We start from the raw sequence: 19,974 nt of genomic DNA on the forward strand, positions 1-19,974 counted from the left end.
ACGCCCGCGGCCCGGCGTTCGGAGTCCCGCCGCCCCGCCGCCCCGGCGCCCTGGCGCCCCCGGCGCGGCGCGCGGGGTTCCCGGGGCGGGTCTGGGGTGTCGGGTCAGGGGCGGACGAAGGCGATCAGGGCCATGCCCAGGGTGCCCTGGAGCAGGGTCGCGGCGACCAGGGCCGTGAACGGCCACTGCCGTGGCGAACGTGCGCACAACCAGGCCGCGCTGAGCTGGAAGAACACGCCCAGGAAGATCCACAGCCGGATCGTCTCGCCCCGGTTCACCCCGACCAGGTCGAGGAAGGCGAGCACGGCCAGCCCGCAGACGGTGAGCACCGCCGCCGGCCGGGCCAGCCCCCGCCGGAACCCGTCATAGGCGGTGGCCCCGACGAGCACCGTCACGGCCAGTCCGGCGCAAAGCGCCAGGTCCCACAGGTTGCGCCAGACCCACACCCCGTACGGCCGGGCGGCGCGCACGTTGAAGTCGTTGGCGTCGGCGAGCACGTAGTCGAGGTTGACGAACAGGTCGTACCCGAACAGCGCCCGCATCCCCAGGTAGGCCGCGGCGAACGCGGCCAGGGTGACCGACACCAGCCGCAGCATGTCGTACCAGTCGCAGGTGCGCCGGTGCAGCGCCAGGGCCGCGGTGCCGATGAAGGCCAGGCCGAGGACCAGCGGCAGCGGTTCGAACAGGAAGGTGAGGTACACCGTCAGGCCCACGGCCACCGCCCACGGCCACTGCCTGCCGCGCAGGAAGCGCAGGTGCAGCCAGAGCGCCAGCAGGATCGGCACGGGGGAGACGGTGTTGAGGATGGGCAGGAACCACAGCCGCCCGGGCATGAGCAGGGTCAGGATCAGGGCGTACAGCGCGGTGCGGTGGTCGTCGAACACCTCGCGGGCCACCGCGTACACCAGCAGCGCGGTCAGGCTGGACACGGCCACGACCAGCACGCCCTGCGCGCCCGGGTCGGTGGTGACCGCGCCGAGCAGGTGGTAGAGCAGCGTCTTGCCGGGCATGTTGGTGCGCGCGTGCGGCGGCAGGTCGGACACGATCTCCATGTACCGGGAGATGAAGTCGTGAGCCGAGTAGGTCAGCGACGGGGTGTGGAACGAGTTGGCCCGGTCGCTGGCCACCAGCACCGACAGGGACACCTCGTCGTAGGTGCGCAGGAGCAGCTGCAGCGGCACCGCCGCGACCAGCCACCCGCCGACGGCGACGCCGGGGCGCAGCCGCCGCGACACCAGCAGCAGCCCCACCACCGCGAGCAGTGCCGCCGCCGCGGGCCACAGGTGCCACCCCGAGAACGTCCCGACGTACGGGTACACCCAGCGCCCGGACCGCGACCCCGCCGGTAGCAGCCGCACCGTGAGCAGCACCGCCGCCACCACGGTCAGGGCGCAGCCGCCGTACAGCGCCGCGCGTAGCAGCCGCTGCTGCGGATCGGCCGGGACCACCGGCTCCGGCGCGGCAGGGATGGTGTGTGCGGGGGTGAGCACGGTGCGCTCGCTCAACGACAGTCCTCTCTCGACCAGCACGGATGCCCCGCCGACCGGTGCCCGGCGGGGATCACGTCTCGTCAAACGGCATGAACCAGCCTGAGATACGCGATCCGGTCGGGCTGTAATACAGGGCCCGCCGCCTGTAATACACGGTCGGATCGGTCGGCGGTCGCCGATGCGCCGGTAGGGTTGGCGCATGACCCCCATGCGTACGGCGTTCCTCTCCGCGGCCCGTTCGGCGGCCGCGCTGCTGGCCGACCCGGCGGTGGCCAAGGCGTGGTCCGGTCCGAGCGCGCTGACCGGGTTCACCGTCGGCGGCCTGGCCGAGCACCTGGGCAGCCAGGTGCTGTCGCTGCCGAAGCTGCTGGCCGACCCGCCCGGCGACGGCGCGGTGATCGGGGTGCTGGACCACTACGCCAAGGCCCGGTGGGTCGGCGCGGACCTCGACGCCACCGTCAACGTGGCGATCCGGCGCACGGGCGAGCAGGCGGCCGCCGAGGGCGCCGCCGCCCTGGTCGAGCGGGTCGACGAGCTGGTGCGGCGGCTGCCGGAGCTGCTCGCCGGCGCCCCGGCCGACTGCCACGTGTCCCCGCCCGCCGGGCCGTGGCGGCTGCGCCTGGACGACTACCTGCTGACCCGGCTGATGGAGATCACCGTCCACTCCGACGACCTCGCGTGCGGCCTGGACATTCCCACGCCTGAGCTGCCCGCCGAGGTGACCGAGCCGGTGCTCGCCCTGCTGTCGGCGCTGGCCGTGCGCCGCCACGGCACCACGGCGGTGCTGCGCGCGCTCAGCCGCTCCGAGCGGGCCCCGGCCACCATCAGCGCGTTCTAGGCCTTGGGCAGGCGGCCGCAGGCGGCCTCGGCCAGGTAGCGCTGCCAGCCGACCGCCCGCGGGTCGGGGAATTCGGTGGCGTGCCAGCCGCCGGGCTCGATGACGACGTTCGGCGGGTACACCAGGACCGTCTGCTCGCCGAAGAACCGCCGCAGCCGTACCGGCACCCCCGGCTGCCCCGCCGAGACCAGGTCGCAGTCGGTCACGTCGTAGTCGAGTTCGACGGTCAGCTGCTCGTCGGGCCGCAGCTGGTACGTGTCGCCGGGCTTGAACTCGGCGCCGCCGGTGCTCCAGCGGTTGCCGGTGAGGTGCGTGTCGCCCAGCGCCACCCGCACCACCCGCAGGCCGGGCGCGTCGGCGCCGATCCCGGTCAGCTCGACCGGGTCGCTGCCGCCGTTGTGCAGGTAGAGCGTGTGCCGCATGCGGCGGCTGGGCGGCGCGAACCGGCCGAACGGCTGCTCGAGCGTGCCGTCGGGGCGCACGTACTGCGCGTCGAAGCCGGGCGTGGCCTCCAGCCGGGGCACGATCGCGCCTGCGAACCACAGCCCGGCGCCGACTCCGAGCGCGCCCAGCAGGGCGAACCCGGTGACGGCCAGGCGCAGGCGGGTCCGCCGGGGCAGCGCGCCGGCGGCGGGGTCGAGGCGGTTCCAGACGTCGTCGGGCAGCGTGGCGGTCACGGAGTGCCTTCCTGCAGCGGTTTGCGGCGCGAGGCATCAATGTATCAACTGTTTGCTACATTGGTGGCCCCCCCGGTTGGAGGTCCGGCATGGTCCAGCTCGTCTACGTCACCGCCGCGCTGGCCGTCGCGCTGCTGGTGTACGCCGCCGCCGACGGGCCGGTGTCCCGTGCGCGACTGGGCCGCTTCGCCAGGCGGCACGCGCTCTGGCTGACCGTCGACAACGGACCGCGCGTCATCGCCTACCTCGCCGCCACCCGCCGCTGGCGGGCCGCGGGCGTGACCTTCGGATTCGTGCTCTACACGCTGCCGTGGCTGGCCGAGGACCGGTTCGGCGTCAACTTCACCTACCTGCTCGCGGGCTGGTTCGCGGGGGCGCTGCTGGCCGAGGCGAGGCTGGCCCGGCCGGTGGCGGGGCCGCGGGCGGCGAGCCTGCTGCCGCGTACCCCCGCGCGCTACCTGCCGCCGCTGCTGCGCTGGGCGCTGCCCGCCGCGGCGCTGCTGTGCCTGGTCCTGGCCGGCAGCCACGCGCTCCGGCCGCAGCCGCCCAGCCTGACCGGGGCCGCCCCGTCCCCGGCGCGGTACGCGGTGTGGCTGGGCACGACCGCCGTCGTGCTGCTGCTGGTCCGGCTGGCGACCAGGGCGGTGCTGCACCGGCCGCAGCCGGTCGCCGCGCCGGACGTGGTCGCCGCCGACGACGCGGTCCGGTCCCGCTCGCTGCACGTGCTGGCCGCCGCCGGGACCGCGCTGGTGCTGTACTGCGTGGTGGCGGAGCTCGCGCTGCTGGCCGGGGACGAGGCCACCGCGGTCGTCCTGATCATGGCCGGTGCGGTGGGCGTGCCGCTGCTGGGGTGGCGGCTGGCCACCCGCCCGTGGACCGTCGCGGCGGGTGCCGCCGGGTGATCGTCGAGTACGACCCGAACTCGCCGGTCCCGCCGTACGAGCAGGTCCGGGCCCAGCTCGCCACCATGATCGGCAGCGGGGTGCTGCCGCCGGGCACCCAGCTGCCGTCGATCCGCCAGCTCGCCGCCGACCTCGGCGTGGCCACCGGCACCATCGCCCGGGTGTACCGCGAGCTGGAGGCCGACGGCCTGGTCGTGAGCCGGGTGCGGCACGGCACCACGGTCGCGGCCCGGCCCAGCCTGAGCCGGGCCGAGGTCGCCGACCGCCTCGCCGAGGCGGCCCGCACCTACCTGGCCACCGCCCGCCTGCTCGGCGCCGACCTCGACACCGCCGTCACCGCCCTGCGCACCGCCGCCGACTGACCCGCCCGGCCCGGTGCTCGTCCCGAAGCTCGTTCAACTTGCCGGGCAATCTGGCACTCGAGGGGTCCGGATACCCCCGATTGCCGGGCGACTTGGCGGGTCTCGGGTCAGGGGGCGGGGCGGGCGGCGGCGAGGCGGATGCCGCTGAACTCCATGGTCGAGGTGATGACGCCGTTCCACAGCGGCCACAGGTTGGGCAGGACCCGGAGCTGGATGCCTGCCTGCTCGTGCAGTTCCAGCAGGTCGCCGACGGGTTCGGCGGGGCCGAGCGGGACGACCGGCTCGGTGGCGACGTGGGCGTGGGACACGGGTGCGTCGAACGGGCGGAACTGGTCGGCGGGCAGGCGGTAGGCGTACAGGCGGACCGAGCGCAGCGCGGGCAGCCAGCCGTACTCGATGGCGTGCAGACGGGTGCCGCCGCCGGGGCCGAGGACGGTGGCGGCGTCGGCGGCGGTCGTGTCGGGGCCGATCCAGGTCAGGGCGCGCGGGCAGCCGCGCGGGAACCAGTAGTCGGGGCTGCGGTCGTGGTCGACCGCCCAGACGTAGGCCTCCGGCTGGCGGGCCGTGCGGGCCACGTGCGGTTCGAAGCGGGTGATGGACGGGTCTTCGGAGAAGTGCAGCACCTCGCCTGGTCCAGGTCGCATCCGGCCAGACTCGCACGCGGCCGGCTCGCCGCTCCACGGAATATCGATAGGCTGCACGGATGATCTACCAGATAGCACTGCCCGAGGACTGGGCGCAGGCGCAGTTCACCGGTACGTACACCGTCTCCACCCGCGGGGTGGGCCTGGAGCAGGAGGGCTTCCTGCACGCCAGCGACACCCTCGCGCAGATCGAGGGGGTACGGCAGCGCTACTACGCCGACCGCGACGACCTGCTGCTGCTCGTCATCGACGAGACCAGGCTCGACGTACCCGTGGTGCGGGAGAGCCCGGCCGGGTCGGCGGAGCTGTACCCGCACATCTACGGCCCGCTGAAGCTGACCGCGGTGGCCGAGGTGCGCCCGCTGACCTGAGCGTATGCCCCACGACCAGGGAATATGCTGGCTCCGTGGGGCCGCACGAGGGTCGGGACGGGCGCTACCTGCCCATCTCCGAGCACGCCATGATCGGCGACATGCGCAGCGTGGCGCTGGTCGGCGTGGACGGGACCATCGACTGGTACTGCTGCCCGAGGTTCGACTCGCCCAGCGTCTTCGCCGCGATCCTCGACGCCGACCGGGGCGGGGCGTTCCGGCTGGCCGCCGCGGTGCCCGCGCGGACCAAGCAGTTCTACTTCCCCGACACCAACGTGCTGATCACCCGGTTCTACGCCGCCGACGGGGTCGGGGAGATCCAGGACTTCATGCCGATCCTGGGGGACTCGACCGAGGCCGACCGGCACCGCCTGATCCGGCGGGTCCTGTGCGTACGCGGCACGATGCCCTTCTCGGCCGTGGTGGCGCCCCGGTTCGACTACGGCCGCAGTCCGCACACGATCCGCCGCCAGGACGGCCTGCTCGTGTTCGAGTCCCCGCAGCTGACGCTCGCGCTGACGGCCAGCGTCCCGGTCACCGACGACGGCACCGACGCCCGCGCCGAGTTCACCCTGTCCGAGGGGGAGACGGCGGTGTTCGCCCTGGACCGCGTCGACGGCGGGCTGGCGCCGCGCGACTGCCCCGCGCGGGAGGCGGCCGAGCAGTTCGAGCTGACGGTCTGCTACTGGCGCCGCTGGCTGAGCCAGTCGCGCTACCGGGGCCGCTGGCGCGAGATGGTGCACCGCAGCGCGCTGACGCTCAAACTGCTGACGTACGCCCCGACCGGCGCGATCGTGGCCGGGCCCACCACCAGCCTGCCCGAGCAGCTCGGCGGCGAGCGCAACTGGGACTACCGCTACGTCTGGATCCGCGACGCCGGGTTCTGCGTGTACGCGATGCTGCGGCTCGGCTTCACCACCGAGGCCACCGCGTTCATGGACTTCCTGTCCCGGCATGTCAGCCTGCGCGGCGGCGACCAGGCCCCACTGCAGATCATGTACGGCATCGACGGCCGCACCGACCTGCCCGAACAGGAACTCCCGCACCTGGAGGGCTACCGCGGCTCGGCCCCGGTCCGGATCGGCAACGCCGCCGTCGACCAGTTGCAGCTCGACATCTACGGCGCCCTCATCGACTCGATCTACCTGTACGACAAGTGGGTGCAGCCGATCTCCAGCGACCGCTGGGAGGAGGTGCACGACCTGGTCGACTGGGTCTGCGACCACTGGGACACCCCCGACGAGGGCATCTGGGAGACGCGCGGCGGCCGCAAGAACTTCCTGTTCTCGCGGCTGATGTGCTGGGTCGCCATCGAGCGGGCGATGCGCATGGCCAACCGGCGCGGCCTGCCGGCCGACCTGCGGCGCTGGCGCGAGGCCCGGGACGCGGTCTACCACTGGATCATGAAGAAGGGCTGGTCGCCGGAGCGCGGCGCGTTCACCCAGCACGAGGGGGAGGACGTGCTGGACGCCTCGGTGCTGATGATGCCGATGATGAAGTTCGTCGCGCCGACCGATCCGAAGTGGCTGTCCACGCTGGAGGCGCTGAGCGCCGACCTCGTCTCCGACTCGCTGGTCTACCGGTACGACCCGAAGGTCAGCCCGGACGGGCTGCGCGGCGACGAGGGCACCTTCTCCATCTGCTCCTTCTGGTACGTCGAGGCCCTCACCCGGGCCGGGCGCCTGGACGAGGCCCAGCTCGCCTTCGGCAAGATGCTCACCTACGCCAACCACGTCGGCCTGTACGCCGAGCAGATCGGCCAGACCGGCGAGCAGCTCGGCAACTTCCCCCAGGCATTCACCCACCTGGCCCTCATCAGCGCCGCCTTCAACCTCGACCGCGCCCTCGGCTGACCCGACGGCGCGGGTGTCCCGGACGGTGAGCCAGCGCCGCGGTGGGCTCGGTTGGTTGCTAGGCTCGGGGTGGGCCGTGACTGGCGCGCTGGGATGGGATCGACCATCGGGAAGCGGCCCCGTCATCGTGACGCTGTGCCGTGCGCCTGGGCCCCCTTTCGCATCGCCAAGGAGGTCCGGCCATGTCCGGTGAGCTGTCGCACGAGTCCCAGGCCTTCCGCCACGCGCTGGAGGCGGTACGCGCGGTGGAGCCCGCCGTCGCCGCCGCGATCGGCCAGGAGCTGGCCGACCAGCGCGAGTCGCTGAAGCTGATCGCCAGTGAGAACTACGCCTCGCCCGCGGTGCTGCTGGCGATGGGCAACTGGTTCAGCGACAAGTACGCCGAGGGCACCGTGGGCCGCCGCTTCTACGCCGGCTGCCGCAACGTCGACACGGTCGAGGGCCTGGCCGCCCAGCACGCCAAGGAGCTGTTCGGGGCGCAGCACGCGTACGTGCAGCCGCACTCGGGCATCGACGCGAACCTGGTCGCGTTCTGGGCGATCCTCGCGTCGCGGGTGGAGAGCCCGGCGCTGGAGAAGGCGCAGGTGCGCCACGTCAACGACCTGACCGAGGGCGACTGGTTCAACCTGCGCCGCGAGCTGGGCGACCAGCGGATGCTCGGCATGTCGCTGGACGCGGGCGGCCACCTGACCCACGGCTTCCGCCCCAACATCTCCGGCAAGATGTTCGAGCAGCGCAGCTACGGCACCGACCCGGTCACCGGGCTGGTGGACTACGCCGCGCTGCGCGAGACGGCCCGCGAGTTCCGGCCGCTGATCATCGTGGCGGGCTACTCGGCGTACCCCCGGCTGGTGAACTTCGCGACCATGCGCGAGATCGCCGACGAGGTCGGCGCGACCCTGATGGTCGACATGGCGCACTTCGCGGGCCTGGTCGCGGGCAAGGTGCTCACCGGCGACTTCGACCCGATCCCGCACGCGCAGATCGTCACCACCACCACGCACAAGTCGCTGCGCGGCCCGCGCGGCGGCATGGTGCTGTGCCAGTCCGAGCTGGCCGAGCAGGTCGACCGGGGCTGCCCGATGGTGCTCGGCGGCCCGCTGCCGCACGTGATGGCGGCCAAGGCGGTCGCGCTGGCCGAGGCCAAGCGGCCGGAGTTCCGCGACTACGCCCAGCGGATCGTGGACAACTCGAAGGCGCTGGCCGAGGGGCTGCTCAAGCGCGGGGCGACGCTGGTGACCGGCGGCACCGACAACCACCTGGTGCTGCTCGACGTGTCGTCGTACGGCCTGACCGGTCGGCAGGCCGAGTCGGCGCTGCTGGACTCGGGCATCGTCACCAACCGCAACGCCGTGCCGCAGGACCGCAACGGCGCCTGGTACACCTCCGGCATCCGGCTGGGCACCCCGGCGCTGACCACGCGCGGCCTGGGCACCGCCGAGATGGACCAGGTCGCCGACCTGATCCACGCCGTGCTGTCGCAGACCACCCAGGGCACCGGCGCCGACGGCAAGGTCTCGCTCGCGCAGTACAGGCTGGCTGACGGGGTCGCCGACACGGTCTCCCGCCGCGCCGCCGACCTGCTCTCCGGCCACCCCCTCTACCCGACCGTCGACCTCGGCTGACCGCGTCGGGGCCGCCCACCCCGTCTATTCAAGGCGGGGCGCGGGGCGGCGCGGGCGGTGGAATGAGTTGAGCCGGTGGCCGACCGGGGTCGGCCACCGGCTCATGGGTCCGGGGTGGTGCTGGTCAGTGCTTGTTCGGGGCCGGCGGGCGCGGGCCCGCCGCGAGCATCGAGAGCTTGTCGCTCAGGTCGGCGCCCAGGTACGCGTAGTCGCCCGGGGCGAAGTACCGGCACAGCCCCAGCTCCACCACGGTGTTCTTGCCGCTGGACTGCTCGCAGGCGACCGCCCGCCAGCCCGGGTTCACCCGCAGCGACGTGGCCTTGTCGTTGCCGACCTTGCCGAGCTGGTCCAGCGCCGCCTCGTATAGGCCGCTGCCGAACACGGTGCTGCTGCCCTTGAGGTCGCGGTCCTGGTAGGCGGTGACGCCCGCGCCGGTGCCGGGTCCGGCGTACACGGCCAGCAGCGACACGGCGTCGTCCAGGTCGGTTCCGGCGAGGTTGTGCTCACCGGCCGGGAACGAGCGGCAGCGGCCCAGGTCGGCCGCCCCCGCCCCGGTGCTGCCGTCGTTGGCGCAGGCGACCGCGTGGAAGCCCGGCTCGACCCGCAGGGTGGTGACCGCGTCGTCGCCCACGGCCTTGAGCTCGCCGCGGCTGCCCTCGTACACGCCGGGCTCGAAGCTCTGCTCGTCGCCCTTGGCTGCGGCCTGCGCGAACGCGGTGACCGGCGGGCCGACCACGCCGATCAGCGAGATCTTCCCGGCCAGGTCGGCCAGCTGCTTGTACGTGCCGCTGTCGAAGACCCGGCAGGTGCCCAGCGAGGCGCCGCCGGTGCGGTCCTTGTCGCAGGCCACGGCCCGGTAGCCGGGGTTGACCCGCAGCGAGTTGATCGGAGCGCTGTCGCCGCCGTCGAGCTCGCCCGCGACCGACTCGTACATGCCGGTGCCCAGGGTCTGGGCGGGGTCGCCGAGGTCGGCGTCCTTGTAGCCGACCACGCCGCGGCCCGCCTCCGGGCCGCTGAACACGGCGATCAGCGAGGCCTGGTCGTTGAGCTCGGCCAGCGCGGAGTGCTCGCCGGGCCCGAAGTAGCGGCAGGTGCCCAGCCCGGTCGGGGCGGCGGCGCCGCCGGTGCAGACCAGGGCGCGGTAGCCGCCGGCCACCTTCAGCGAGCTGACGCTGTCGTCCTTGACGTCGCCGAAGCCGGTGCCGGTGCCGTCGGTGATGCCGGTGCCGAGCTTGTGCGAGTCGCCCCGGAAGGAGCTGTCGGAGTACACGGTGACCGGCGCGGTCGAGGCCTTCTGCACGTACCGCAGGCGGTAGATCTTGGCGCCGCTGTCGGTGGCGTCGCCGCTCTTGGGGTACAGGCCGGTGAAGTAGAGCCCGTCCGGCCCCGGGGCCAGGCCCGCGACGCTGGTCTTGCCGCTGCCGGTGTACTGGACCAGGGTCTTCGGGTCGCCGACCGAGCCGTCCTTGGCGAACTCGAACTCCACGATCCGCTTGCCCCGGCTCTGCGGGCCGGAGGCGAACGTCGGGCCGCTGAGGGTGACGAACGCGTGGCCGTACTTGTCCTGCGGGAAGCCCGCCGCGTGGAAGACGCTGGGCTCGGTGAACGCGATGTTGACCGGCCCCTGGGTGGTCTTCCAGTTGTAGAGGGCGTTCTTGGTCAGGCCGCTGGAGCCGCCGCTCCAGTGGTAGTCGCCGCCCTTGGTGACCCGGGCGAGGCGGTCGTTGGACGAGGGTCCGTTCTCGACCTCGTAGTGGTGGCCGTCGGCGACCCGCCACGCCCCGCCGAACGGGTTGCGGAAGCCGTACGCCCACACGTAGCTGCGCGCCTCGTCGGCCTTCTTCGCGTCGTAGAACGGGTTGTCGGAGGGCGCGGTGCCGTCGAGGTTCATCCGCAGCACCTTGCCGCGGAAGGAGTCCAGGTCCTTGGCGGTGCTCGCGTCGAAGCCGTCGCCGAGGTGCACGTACAGCTTGCCGTCCGGGCCGATGGTCAGGTTGGAGATCTGGTGCGAGGCCGACTGCTCCTCGTCCTCCATCTTGATGACCGTGGTCTTGGTGGCCGCGGTGAGGCCGCCGTCGGTGCTGTGGAAGCGGACGATCTTCGGCAGCAGGTCGCCGTCGTCCTTGGTGATCATCGAGGCGAACACGTCGCCGCTCTTCGGGTCGACCACGATGCCGGTGACGCCCATCTCGCCGGTGCCCGGGAACTGGGCGCTGGGGTCGAAGTCGAGCAGGTCGTCGGCGTAGGTGCTCTTCTTGAAGCCGCCGGTGAAGACGCGGATGCGGCCGTACAGCTCGGTGACGTAGAACAGCGGCTTGTTCGGGTCGCCGTTCCAGTTCGGCACCATCGCGATGTTGACCGGCAGCCTCAGGTCGCCGCCGACCTCCTCGACGACGTACCCGGGCTGGGAGACCTTCCAGTCGGGCGCGCCGGGCAGCGGCTTCTTCTCCACGTCGGTGCGGAAGCGCCGGCTGGAGTAGGCGCCCCAGCCGCCGGTGGTGTCGCGGTGGCGCACCCGCAGCGTGTACGTCCGGTCCGGAGCGAGGTCGCGCCGGTCGGCGAAGGAGTGCTCGAACACGCCGTCGCCCAGGTGCACGTGCACCCGGCCGGTGCCGCTGACGCAGCCGGCGAACCAGACGCGCTCGCCGCTGGCCGGGTTCTCGGTCCAGATCTCCCAGTCGGTGCACAGGTGTGCGTCGCCGGCGTCGTTGTTCTGCATCGGCCGGGTCTCCATGTGCACGTCGGCACCGCTGACCAGCTTGCCTTCGGCATCGGGCTCGGTGATGACCGGTGCGGCCGGTGCCACCGCCGCCTGCGCGGGCACGGCACCCGCCGCCCCGAGCAGCAGTACGGCCGACGCCAGCGCGGCGCCGACCACTCCCATCCGTATTCCATATCGCATGCGAAAAGCCCCCCGCGTGTCAACAAAAGCGACAAACGGGGTAAGGCTACCCATATCAGGGAAGGTGTCAGGGCGTACGCGCCGCGCCCCGGACCGATCCGGGAAAGAAAGAGGGACCAGCAAGGGTGCGCCAAGCTGGTCCCACCGGTATAGCGCGCGCTACCGCGCCGGTGTCACACCGTCGGGGGCGTCACCCGACCGGTGCGGGGAGGGCACCGCGTGCGGTGACTTCTCCGGCTTCTTCGACGGGTCCGGGTTCGGCCGCTGCCCGCCCGGACTCGGCTGGGCCGCCAGCAGCCGGGTGCAGAACGCGGCCAGGTCGCGCCCGGCCGCCGCGGCCACCAGCTCCGCGTACGCCGGGTTGGTGGTCGCCTTGGCCTTGCCCGGATCGGACAGGTAGGACCGGCACTGCCCGTGCACCTTCGCCGCGGTGGACGGCAGCGGCATCGCGGCCTGGCTCGGCGAGGCCGATGCCGACGGTGACCCGCCGGGCCCGGCCGCGGACGCGCCCGGCGCCGAGGGCGAGGCGGGCGCCGACGTGCTGGGCGGCGAGGGCCGGAAGAACGGGCCGGGCAGCACGCCCGTGCTCGCCGCGAAGGCGACGCCACCGACGGCGGTCGCCGCCACGACCGCTGCGATCTTGAATGCCAGCGCCCGCCGCAGCGTGCCGCGCCGCCGGCCCCGGCCCGCGGCCGCCGACTGGCGGTACGCCGTCATGGCCGCCGCCAGCCCGGCCAGCTCGGACGCGTCGCCGGGGGCGGCGGCCTCGGCCAGCGCCCGGCGCAGCCGCGGATAGGCGGCCGACGGCTCGCCGTCGAGCAGCCGGTCGGTGTCGTCTGGGTTCAGGGGAGGTCGCGCGCTCATCTCATCTCCTTGAGCGTCCAACTCGCCGCAGCTGTCACGGCCGGGCCTCCGGGGCGGCCTCGCCCAGCAGTTCGGCCAGCCGGCGCAGCCCTCGGTGGGCGGCCATGCGCACCGCGCCCGAGCGTTTTCCGAGCACCTGCGCGGCGGCGCGGGCGTCCAGCCCGATCACCGCGCGCAGCAGCACCGCCTCGGCCTGGTCCGGCGGCAGCGCGGCGATCATCGCGAGCGCGCTGCCGGTGGTGATGGTCTGCATGGCCGACGCGGCGGTGTCCTCGCGCCCGGCGAGGTCGAGCATCTCCTCGACCGGCACGGGCTGGGCCGGTCGGCGCTGGTGGTGGCGCAGGTGGTCCATGGCCCGGTGCCGGGCGATGGTGACCGTCCAGCGGCGGAACCCGGCCTCGTCACCCCGGAACGTGTGCAGGTCGCGAACGATGTGCAGCCACGTCTCCGACGCCACGTCCTCGGCGTCGCCGCCGACCAGCAGCCGCAGGTAGCGCAGCAGGCCGGGCTGCAGCTCGGTGTATATCCTCCCGAAAGCGGACTCATCACCCCTGGCCGCCGCGTGTACGGCCGTCGAGAGGTCGGTCGTGGCACGCGGTTGCACCTCGGTCACCGACCGCTCCTCTCCACCAGACTCGGAGCAATGATTGTGCACCGTCGCGGCCGCCGCACGCGCACCCGTGTCGCCCGGCGAGGAATCCATCTCACCTCCAGTGACACTGCGTGGTCCTGCGGCGCTTTACCTGCGGGGTGCGGGTGAGCGTGCCCGATGGCCGCGGCGGGTCCCACGCGCGGTGGCCGTCACGAGGCGACGGCGAGGTCGAGCAGCAGCATGAGCAGGCGTACGGGTCGCAACCGACCGGTGTTCGTCGACCGTACCGGGCGGCGGCGTCGGTTGTTCTCCATCGCGGCGGCGACCGGTGGGGTGCTCCTCACCACCACACTGGGTGTCGTCGTGGCAGGCTTCTTCGGCGCTGCCGGCAGCCTGCCCGGCCTGCCACAGCTCGGACCCGACCACCCGCCGGCCGCGCCGACGGCCAGCCCGCTGCCGGTGCCCTCCTCCGCACCGGCGACGGCTCCGACGCGGCAGACGGTGCCCTCACCCGCCCCCACCGCCTCCGCCGCGGCCGGACCCCGGCCGACCCCGTCCGCGTCGACGGTCACGCACGGCAACCGGCCGACGGCGCGACCGACCCCCTCGAAGAAGAAGCAGCAGTAGCGATGTCCCGTCACGTCAAGCGGCGCGAAGCGCGCGCCCACTGGGTGCTGCTGGTCATGGTGCTCGCCGTGGCACTCGGCGGGCTGTGCCTCAACGGCTACGTCGAGCACGTCGGGGCCGAGGGCTCGGGGCCGGTCGCGCCCGGCGACGACGTGCCCGCCCCCGACGAGGTGCTGTCGGGCGGGCCGGTGCTGCGGCCCGACCCGGACGGTACGGTGACCAGCCGCTCCCTGCCCGCCCGGACCATCGCGCTCACCTTCGACGACGGACCCGACCCGGTCTGGACGCCGAAGGTCCTCGACGTCCTCGCGCGCCACCACGTGCCGGGCACCTTCTTCGTCGTCGGCGCGCAGGTGAACAAGCACCCCGACATCGCCCGGCGGATCGCCGGCAGCGGCAGCGAACTCGCCGCGCACACCTTCACCCACGCGAACCTGGGCGCGACCGCGCCGTGGCTGCGCGACGTCGAGCTGACCCTGACCGACAACGCCGTCGCGGGGGCGACCGGCCGCCGTCCGACGCTGCTGCGGCCGCCGTACTCCTCGACCCCCGACGCGGTCACCGCCGGGCTGTACGGGGTCATCCAGGAGGCGGGCGCCGCCGGTTACCTGACCGTCCTGGCCGACCTCGACACCAGGGACTGGAGCCGTCCCGGGGTCGACGCGATCGTCTCCGCCGCGACGCCGCAGGACGGCGCCGGTGCGGTGGTCATGATGCACGATTCCGGTGGCGACCGGTCGCAGACCGTGGCCGCGCTCGACGTGCTCATCCCGCGTCTGCAGGAGCAGGGGTACAAGTTCACCACGGTGTCGCAGGCGCTGCGGCTGCCCGACGCGCCGCCCGCCGCCTCGGCGCAGCGGCTGCGCGGGCAGGCGCTGCGCTGGGCGCAGCTCGGCTCCGGCTGGCTGGCCACGGTGATGACCTGGCTCATGTCGGCCGCGCTCATCCTGGGCGGGCTGCGCCTGGTGGTGCAGGTCTGGTGCACCCGGGTGCACGTGCGGCGGGTGCGCAGGTCGTCCCGGCGGCGCAGGCGCTACCTGGGCCCGGTGTCGGTGATCGTGCCCGCCTTCAACGAGTCGGCCAACATCCAGGCCACGGTGCGTTCGCTGGTGGACAGCGACTACCCCGAGGTCGAGGTGATCGTGGTCGACGACGGCTCCAGCGACGGCACCGCCGAGCTGGTACGCCGGATGCGGCTGCCCCACGTGCAGGTGATCGAGCAGGAGAACGCGGGCAAGCCGACCGCGCTCAACACCGGCGTCATGTTCGCCCGCGGCGACATCCTGGTGATGGTCGACGGCGACACGGTGTTCGAGCCGGACTCCATCGGCGAGCTGGTGCAGCCGCTGGCCGATCCGGAGGTGGGCGCGGTCTCCGGCAACACCAAGGTGGCCAACCGGGGCGGCCTGCTCGGCCGCTGGCAGCACCTCGAGTACGTGATGGGGTTCAACCTCGACCGGCGCATGTTCGACGTCGCCCGGTGCATGCCCACGGTGCCCGGGGCGATCGGCGCGTTCCGCCGCGAGGCGGTCGTCGACGTGGGCGGGGTGTCCACCCAGACGCTGGCCGAGGACACCGACTTCACCATGGCGATCATTCGGGCGGGCTGGCGGGTGGTGTACGCCCCCGACGCGATCGCCTGGACCGAGGCCCCCTCCAGCCTGCGCCAGCTGTGGCGGCAGCGCTACCGCTGGTGCTACGGCACCATGCAGGCGATGTGGAAGCACCGCCGGTCCCTGTTCGAGCGCGGCTCCTCCGGGGTGCTGGGCCGCCGGGGGCTGGCCTACCTGCTGCTGTTCCAGGTGATCCTGCCGCTGTCGGCGCCGATGGTGGACGTCTACGGCCTCTACGGCGCCTTCTTCCTCCCGCCCGCGCAGGTCGCCGCGGTGTGGCTGGGCTTCACCGCGCTGCAGATGCTCACCGCCGCGTACGCGCTGCGCCTGGACGGGGAGCGGCTCGGTCCGGTGTGGAGCCTGCCGCTGCAGCAGATCGTGTACCGGCAGCTCATGTACCTCGTGGTGATCCAGTCGACGGTGATGGCGCTGATCGGCGACCGGCTGCGCTGGCACCGCATGGTGCGCACCGGCGCGGTCGCCGAGCACGCCCGGACGGGGGTGGGCGCGGGCCGCTGAGGCGGAGTGACACATCGGCATCCGTCGGCGCCTAGAAACAGGGAACCTTGTTTCCTGTTTCGGTCCCGCACGCCAACGGAGGCAACATGAGACCACTGCCCCTCCTACTAGCCCTGCTCCTGGCCGCGCTGCCGGCCGGACCGGCGACCGCCGCGGCCCCGGCCGCTCCGGCCCCGGCGCAGGCGCTGGCCGCCACCCCCGTCTCCATCTACGGGGCGTGGCACTGCAGCAACGACGCCTGCACCTGGTCGGCGGTGCGCAGCGTGGCCGAGTTCGACAGCCAGAACCACTGGCTCGTCGACCGCGGCGACGGCCGGCCTTCGGTGAACCTGGTCGTGCTGAGCTTCGTCAACCCGCTGCGGCTGCTCAACCAGACCACCGACGCGGGCAACCTCAACGGGGTGCCGCGCGGCATCACCCAGGACATCGTCAACTACTTCAAGTCGCGCGGGATCGCGGTGATGCTGTCCATCGGCGGCATCACGTACACCGCCGACTGGGACGCGGCGCTGGCGGCGGGCGGCACGCTGCTCGGGCAGCGGGCGGCGGCGGTGGCCAGCCAGTTCGGGGTCGGCATCGAGATCGACTACGAGCAGAACACCAACCCCAACGTGGTACAGCTGCAGAACTTCATCAACGCGTACCGGGCGGTGCACCCGTACAACGCGGCGGGCACCGACCCGACCGCGCGGCTGACCATCGACGTGGCGGCCGGCGACCGCTGGCTGATCGACCTCAACCAGAAGGCGACCGCCGACTGGCTGCGCACCGACACCCCGGTGCTGGACTGGGCCAACGCGATGGTTCCGGCCCGGCAGCCGTCCGCGTCGACCGCGCAGGCCAACTGGCAGGAGCACATCGACGGCAAGCCGCAGTACAGCCCGCCGGTGCCGCCGCTGGCCCCGGCGAAGTTCACCGGCGCGTTCTACGTCGCCGAGGGCAGCAAGGTCCGGCCGGAGTGCACCAGCTTCGCCAACTCGCTGCAGAAGGCGACCGCGCCGTACCTGCAGTCGGTCGCGCCCAACGGCGCGGGGACCTCGTCGGGCATGCTCGGGTTCATGTTCTGGGCGGCGGAGAAGCCGTCGACCCGGGGCGTGGGCACCGCTCCGCCGAACACCTGCGAGAACGGTATGGGCGGCGGCGCGACCGCCTTCAACATCCCGATCCCGCTCCCGGCCCTGCGCCAGAGCTGACGCGGGCGCTCCCACCCCGGCCTGCGATCGAAAAGGCGAGGGGCCCGGCACCGCGCACCGGTGCCGGGCCCCCGACGGGGCGGGTCCGGCGCGCGACCGCGCCGGACCCGGACGTGCTCGAACGGCCCTCGATCAGGCCCGGTACGCCGTCCACGCGGAGCTCATGCGCGCGGCCTGGCCGGCGGTGAACTCGTACATGCACGAGTCGTCGGTGTAGTCCATGTAGTTGTGGATCGGGTCCAGGCCGGCCTTGCTCGGGCAGGTGTCCCGGTTGGCCGGGCAGCCGAACGCGGCCGACTTCTCCGCCGGGGTGTCCGCGACCTGGTCACCGTTGCCGTTGCAGCCGCCCTGGAAGGTGTGGTACAGGTTCAGCCAGTGGCCGACCTCGTGGGTGGCGGTGTCGCCCAGGTTGTACGGGCTGGCGGTGCCGCCGGGCAGCGACTCGGCCAGGATGACCACGCCGTCGTAGGTGTCGGCCTGGCTCTTCGGGAACGTGGCCCAGCCCAGCAGGTCGTCGCTGAGCGAGCCGGTGTAGATGTTCAGGGTCCCCTTGCCGCCCGTGCGCAGCGCCGCCTTCATCTGCTTCTCGGCGGTCGAGGTGTAGACGATCGGGTACCACGCCGGCTTGATCTGGCGGTCGATGGCCTGCAGGTGGAACTGGAACCCGGTGTTGACGCCGCCGAAGCCGCCCGCGTACGAGGTGTTCAGCACGCTGATCTGGTTGTTGATCATCGCGTCGGTGATGCTGCCGTTGGCGCGGGTGCCGTCCTCGGAGATCACGTGCACGACGACCTCGATGGTCACCGTCGCGGCCAGCGCCGACGTGCCGCCGACCTTGGCGCGCTGGCGCAGCGTGTCGGCCAGGTTCTTCTCGCGGGCGGCGGCCTCGCTGGCGCTGATCTCGTTGGGGTCGTGCTTGGCGGCACCACCCGGTCGGGCCTTGGCGGCGCCGAGGGCGGCCGGGTCGACGCAGGCGGCGGCGTCGCCGCCGGAGCCGACGACGAAGCTCGCGGCGGCGGGGGAGCCGATCAGGGTCGCGCCGAGCAGCGCGGCCACGCCTACGGTGCTGAGGGTGCGCCTCAGGGTCATGAATTCACCTCTCCTGTGGACGGCGCGACGGGGTCGCTCGCGCCGTGTCCATGCGTGTGGACGACACATTAGAGACGATCGATGGTCGTAAGCATCATCCTTTTGGATGAATCACTGCATGTCACCATGGGTCTGTTGTGGACGTTCGCCCCGCAATGCCGGGCCGCGTCACCGGATCGTCACGTTCGGCCGCACGGGTCGGCCCGGCGGCGTACAACGGAAGGTATGGCCGATCGGCTGTCGCCCTATCGGGCCAGGCGCAGCGCCTCGCGTACCCCGGAGCCGGTGCCCGAGGGCGGGCCGCTGCCGCGCGGCGCCGACGACACGTTCGTGATCCAGGAGCACCACGCGCGGGCCCTGCACTGGGACTTCCGCCTGGAGCACGACGGGGTGCTGGTCTCCTGGGCGGTGCCCAAGGGCCTGCCCACCGACCCCCGCCGCAACCGCCTCGCGGTCCACACCGAAGACCATCCGCTCGAATACGCCGGCTTCGCCGGGACCATCCCCGCCGGGGAGTACGGCGGCGGCACCGTCGCCATCTGGGACCGGGGCACCTACGACTGCGAGACCTGGACCGACGACGAGGTCAAGGTGGTGCTGCACGGGCGGCGGGCGCAGGGCCGCTACGCCCTGATCCGCACCCGGGGCGACCAGTGGCTGATGCACCTGATGGACCCGCCCGCCGCCGACCGGCGACCACTGCCCGTCCTGGTACGCCCGATGCTGGCCACCCCCGGCGAGCTGCCCCCGCCCGAGCGCGACGCCGCCTACGGCTACGAGTTCAAGTGGGACGGGGTGCGCGCGGTCGCCTACGCCGAGGGCGGGCGGCTGCGGCTGGTCAGCCGCAACGACCTGGACGTGACGGCGGCGTACCCGGAGCTGCGGGGGCTGGGGGAGGCGCTCGGGTCGGTGGCGGCGGTGCTGGACGGGGAGATCGTCGCGTTCGACGCCGCCGGCCGGGTGTCGTTCGGGGCGCTGCAGCCCCGGATGCACCTGCGCGACGCGGCGGCGGTACGCGCGGCCGCCGCCCGCAACCCGGTCACGTACGTGCTGTTCGACCTGCTGTTCCTCGATGGGCAGGACACGACCGGGCTGCCGTACCGGCGGCGCCGCGAGCTGCTGGAGTCACTGGGTCTGCGCGGACCGCACTGGGACACCCCGCCGCACACCGAGGGCGGCGGGGCGGAACTGCTGGCGGTGGCCCGGGCGCAGCGGCTGGAAGGGGTCGTGGCCAAGCTGCTGGACTCGGCGTACCTGCCGGGGCGGCGGTCACGGGACTGGATCAAGGTCAAGAACGTGCGTACCCAGGAGGTGGTGGTCGGCGGCTGGCGCCCCGGCAAGGGCAACCGGGCCGACACCATCGGCTCACTGCTACTGGGCGTTCCCGAAGGCCGCAGGCTGCGCTACGTCGGGCAGGTCGGCACCGGCTTCACCCGCGCGGCGCTCGACGACCTGCTCCGCCGACTGCGCCACCGGTCCCGGGCGAGCACCCCCTTCGACCCGCCGCCACCGGCACGCGAGGCCGCCGACGCGCACTGGACCACCCCGAACCTGGTCGGCGAGGTCACGTTCACCGAATGGACCCGCGACGGCCGCCTCCGCCACCCCTCCTGGCGCGGCCTACGCCCTGACAAGTCCCCCCACGACATCACCCGCGAGTAACCCGCCACCCCCTCGCACCCCCGCCGCCTCATGCCCGCGACCCGCGCCGACCCGCCCCGACCCCCCCCGCGCGCGCCCGCGCCGCGGGCCCCGCGCTCGTCGCGCGGCCAAGATCGTGGTGCAGTTTCGGGGAAAGTGCAGGAATCTTGGG

17 protein-coding genes and 1 riboswitch are annotated in these 19,974 nt (G+C 73.1%); of the genes, 9 read left to right on the forward strand and 8 right to left on the reverse strand.

All coding sequences use genetic code 11. The features are described from left to right. Nucleotides 1-104 precede the first annotated feature (104 nt). Nucleotides 105-1,505, reverse strand: a complete 1,401-nt coding sequence (locus QEZ54_RS34025) for a glycosyltransferase family 39 protein (protein WP_281308886.1) — start codon at nt 1,503-1,505, stop codon at nt 105-107. A gap of 184 nt (nt 1,506-1,689) precedes the next feature. Here QEZ54_RS34025 and QEZ54_RS34030 point away from each other — a divergent pair, with 184 nt between their 5' ends. Next, complete coding sequence (locus QEZ54_RS34030; protein ID WP_281308887.1) at nt 1,690-2,328, forward strand: maleylpyruvate isomerase N-terminal domain-containing protein; 639 nt, start codon at nt 1,690-1,692, stop codon at nt 2,326-2,328. On the opposite strand, the gene QEZ54_RS34035 is transcribed toward QEZ54_RS34030, so the two are convergent. Further along, nucleotides 2,325-3,005: a hypothetical protein gene (locus QEZ54_RS34035; protein WP_281308888.1), complete on the reverse strand. Its 681-nt coding sequence runs from the start codon at nt 3,003-3,005 to the stop codon at nt 2,325-2,327. The genes QEZ54_RS34030 and QEZ54_RS34035 overlap by 4 nt on opposite strands. 89 nt (nt 3,006-3,094) lie before the next feature. On the opposite strand from QEZ54_RS34035, the gene QEZ54_RS34040 reads away from it, so the two are divergent. Together QEZ54_RS34040 and QEZ54_RS34045 are read left to right on the forward strand one after the other, a co-directional pair. Continuing rightward, nucleotides 3,095-3,907, forward strand: coding sequence for a hypothetical protein (locus QEZ54_RS34040; RefSeq protein ID WP_281308889.1), 813 nt, complete (start codon nt 3,095-3,097; stop codon nt 3,905-3,907). Beyond that, nucleotides 3,904-4,269: a GntR family transcriptional regulator gene (locus QEZ54_RS34045; protein ID WP_281308890.1), complete on the forward strand. Its 366-nt coding sequence runs from the start codon at nt 3,904-3,906 to the stop codon at nt 4,267-4,269. The genes QEZ54_RS34040 and QEZ54_RS34045 overlap by 4 nt, the downstream gene beginning before the upstream one ends. Before the next feature lie 107 nt (nt 4,270-4,376). Here the strand turns inward: QEZ54_RS34045 and QEZ54_RS34050 are convergent, their stop codons facing one another. After that, nucleotides 4,377-4,913 (reverse strand): DUF6886 family protein, encoded by a 537-nt coding sequence (locus QEZ54_RS34050; RefSeq protein ID WP_281308891.1) that lies wholly within the window; start codon nt 4,911-4,913, stop codon nt 4,377-4,379. A 59-nt stretch (nt 4,914-4,972) separates the two neighbouring features. Between QEZ54_RS34050 and QEZ54_RS34055 the strand changes: the two genes are divergently transcribed. The 3 genes from QEZ54_RS34055 (at nt 4,973) to QEZ54_RS34065 (ending at nt 8,762) form a co-directional block, all read left to right on the forward strand. Then, nucleotides 4,973-5,284, forward strand: coding sequence for a DUF952 domain-containing protein (locus tag QEZ54_RS34055; protein ID WP_281308892.1), 312 nt, complete (start codon nt 4,973-4,975; stop codon nt 5,282-5,284). A 35-nt stretch (nt 5,285-5,319) separates the two neighbouring features. Beyond that, nucleotides 5,320-7,137 carry a glycoside hydrolase family 15 protein gene (locus QEZ54_RS34060; protein ID WP_281308893.1) on the forward strand — a complete coding sequence of 606 codons (1,818 nt, stop codon included), beginning with the start codon at nt 5,320-5,322 and terminating at the stop codon, nt 7,135-7,137. Between the two features lie 66 nt (nt 7,138-7,203). Beyond that, a riboswitch (ZMP/ZTP riboswitch) is annotated at nt 7,204-7,296 on the forward strand. Between the two features lie 23 nt (nt 7,297-7,319). Continuing rightward, nucleotides 7,320-8,762, forward strand: coding sequence for a glycine hydroxymethyltransferase (locus tag QEZ54_RS34065; RefSeq protein WP_281308894.1), 1,443 nt, complete (start codon nt 7,320-7,322; stop codon nt 8,760-8,762). A 124-nt stretch (nt 8,763-8,886) separates the two neighbouring features. Here QEZ54_RS34065 and QEZ54_RS34070 read toward each other — a convergent pair whose 3' ends face one another. The 4 genes from QEZ54_RS34070 to QEZ54_RS34085 form a co-directional block, all read right to left on the reverse strand. Beyond that, nucleotides 8,887-11,646 carry a PQQ-dependent sugar dehydrogenase gene (locus QEZ54_RS34070; protein WP_281308895.1) on the reverse strand — a complete coding sequence of 920 codons (2,760 nt, stop codon included), beginning with the start codon at nt 11,644-11,646 and terminating at the stop codon, nt 8,887-8,889. A 177-nt stretch (nt 11,647-11,823) separates the two neighbouring features. Then, on the reverse strand, nt 11,824-12,528 hold the full coding sequence (locus tag QEZ54_RS34075; RefSeq protein WP_281308896.1) for a hypothetical protein: 705 nt from the start codon (nt 12,526-12,528) through the stop codon (nt 11,824-11,826). Between the two features lie 34 nt (nt 12,529-12,562). Then, nucleotides 12,563-13,141 carry an RNA polymerase sigma factor gene (locus tag QEZ54_RS34080; protein WP_281308897.1) on the reverse strand — a complete coding sequence of 193 codons (579 nt, stop codon included), beginning with the start codon at nt 13,139-13,141 and terminating at the stop codon, nt 12,563-12,565. 188 nt (nt 13,142-13,329) lie between these two features. After that, on the reverse strand, nt 13,330-13,692 hold the full coding sequence (locus tag QEZ54_RS34085) for a hypothetical protein (RefSeq protein WP_281308898.1): 363 nt from the start codon (nt 13,690-13,692) through the stop codon (nt 13,330-13,332). Nucleotides 13,693-13,749: 57 nt separating this feature from the next. Here QEZ54_RS34085 and QEZ54_RS34090 point away from each other — a divergent pair, with 57 nt between their 5' ends. After that, on the forward strand, nt 13,750-15,879 hold the full coding sequence (locus QEZ54_RS34090; protein WP_281308899.1) for a bifunctional polysaccharide deacetylase/glycosyltransferase family 2 protein: 2,130 nt from the start codon (nt 13,750-13,752) through the stop codon (nt 15,877-15,879). A gap of 86 nt (nt 15,880-15,965) precedes the next feature. Next, nucleotides 15,966-17,072, forward strand: a complete 1,107-nt coding sequence (locus QEZ54_RS34095) for a hypothetical protein (protein WP_281308900.1) — start codon at nt 15,966-15,968, stop codon at nt 17,070-17,072. A 132-nt stretch (nt 17,073-17,204) separates the two neighbouring features. Here QEZ54_RS34095 and QEZ54_RS34100 read toward each other — a convergent pair whose 3' ends face one another. Next, entirely contained in the window at nt 17,205-18,161 is a 957-nt protein-coding gene (locus QEZ54_RS34100; protein ID WP_281308901.1) for a zinc metalloprotease, read from the reverse strand. A gap of 225 nt (nt 18,162-18,386) precedes the next feature. Here QEZ54_RS34100 and ligD point away from each other — a divergent pair, with 225 nt between their 5' ends. Next, the gene (gene ligD / locus QEZ54_RS34105; RefSeq protein WP_281308902.1) at nt 18,387-19,823 is read left to right on the forward strand and encodes a non-homologous end-joining DNA ligase; all 1,437 of its coding nucleotides are present in this window, start codon (nt 18,387-18,389) and stop codon (nt 19,821-19,823) included. The last annotated feature ends 151 nt before the right edge of the window (nt 19,824-19,974 follow it).

It is taken from the genome of Catellatospora sp. KI3, from assembly GCF_029948125.1.
Taxonomy (GTDB): Bacteria; Actinomycetota; Actinomycetes; order Mycobacteriales; family Micromonosporaceae; genus Catellatospora.

Excerpts from the sequence above, each read along its gene's own strand:
- QEZ54_RS34040 (WP_281308889.1), top strand. The coding sequence starts at position 3,095 with ATGGTCCAGCTCGTCTACGTCACCGCCGCGCTGGCCGTCGCGCTGCTG.
- QEZ54_RS34050 (WP_281308891.1), bottom strand. The coding sequence starts at position 4,913 with ATGCGACCTGGACCAGGCGAGGTGCTGCACTTCTCCGAAGACCCGTCC.
- QEZ54_RS34095 (WP_281308900.1), top strand. The coding sequence starts at position 15,966 with ATGAGACCACTGCCCCTCCTACTAGCCCTGCTCCTGGCCGCGCTGCCG.
- ligD (WP_281308902.1), top strand. The coding sequence starts at position 18,387 with ATGGCCGATCGGCTGTCGCCCTATCGGGCCAGGCGCAGCGCCTCGCGT.
- QEZ54_RS34070 (WP_281308895.1), bottom strand. The coding sequence starts at position 11,646 with ATGGGAGTGGTCGGCGCCGCGCTGGCGTCGGCCGTACTGCTGCTCGGG.
- QEZ54_RS34030 (WP_281308887.1), top strand. The coding sequence starts at position 1,690 with ATGACCCCCATGCGTACGGCGTTCCTCTCCGCGGCCCGTTCGGCGGCC.
- QEZ54_RS34090 (WP_281308899.1), top strand. The coding sequence starts at position 13,750 with ATGTCCCGTCACGTCAAGCGGCGCGAAGCGCGCGCCCACTGGGTGCTG.
- QEZ54_RS34075 (WP_281308896.1), bottom strand. The coding sequence starts at position 12,528 with ATGAGCGCGCGACCTCCCCTGAACCCAGACGACACCGACCGGCTGCTC.
- QEZ54_RS34065 (WP_281308894.1), top strand. The coding sequence starts at position 7,320 with ATGTCCGGTGAGCTGTCGCACGAGTCCCAGGCCTTCCGCCACGCGCTG.
- QEZ54_RS34055 (WP_281308892.1), top strand. The coding sequence starts at position 4,973 with ATGATCTACCAGATAGCACTGCCCGAGGACTGGGCGCAGGCGCAGTTC.
- QEZ54_RS34100 (WP_281308901.1), bottom strand. The coding sequence starts at position 18,161 with ATGACCCTGAGGCGCACCCTCAGCACCGTAGGCGTGGCCGCGCTGCTC.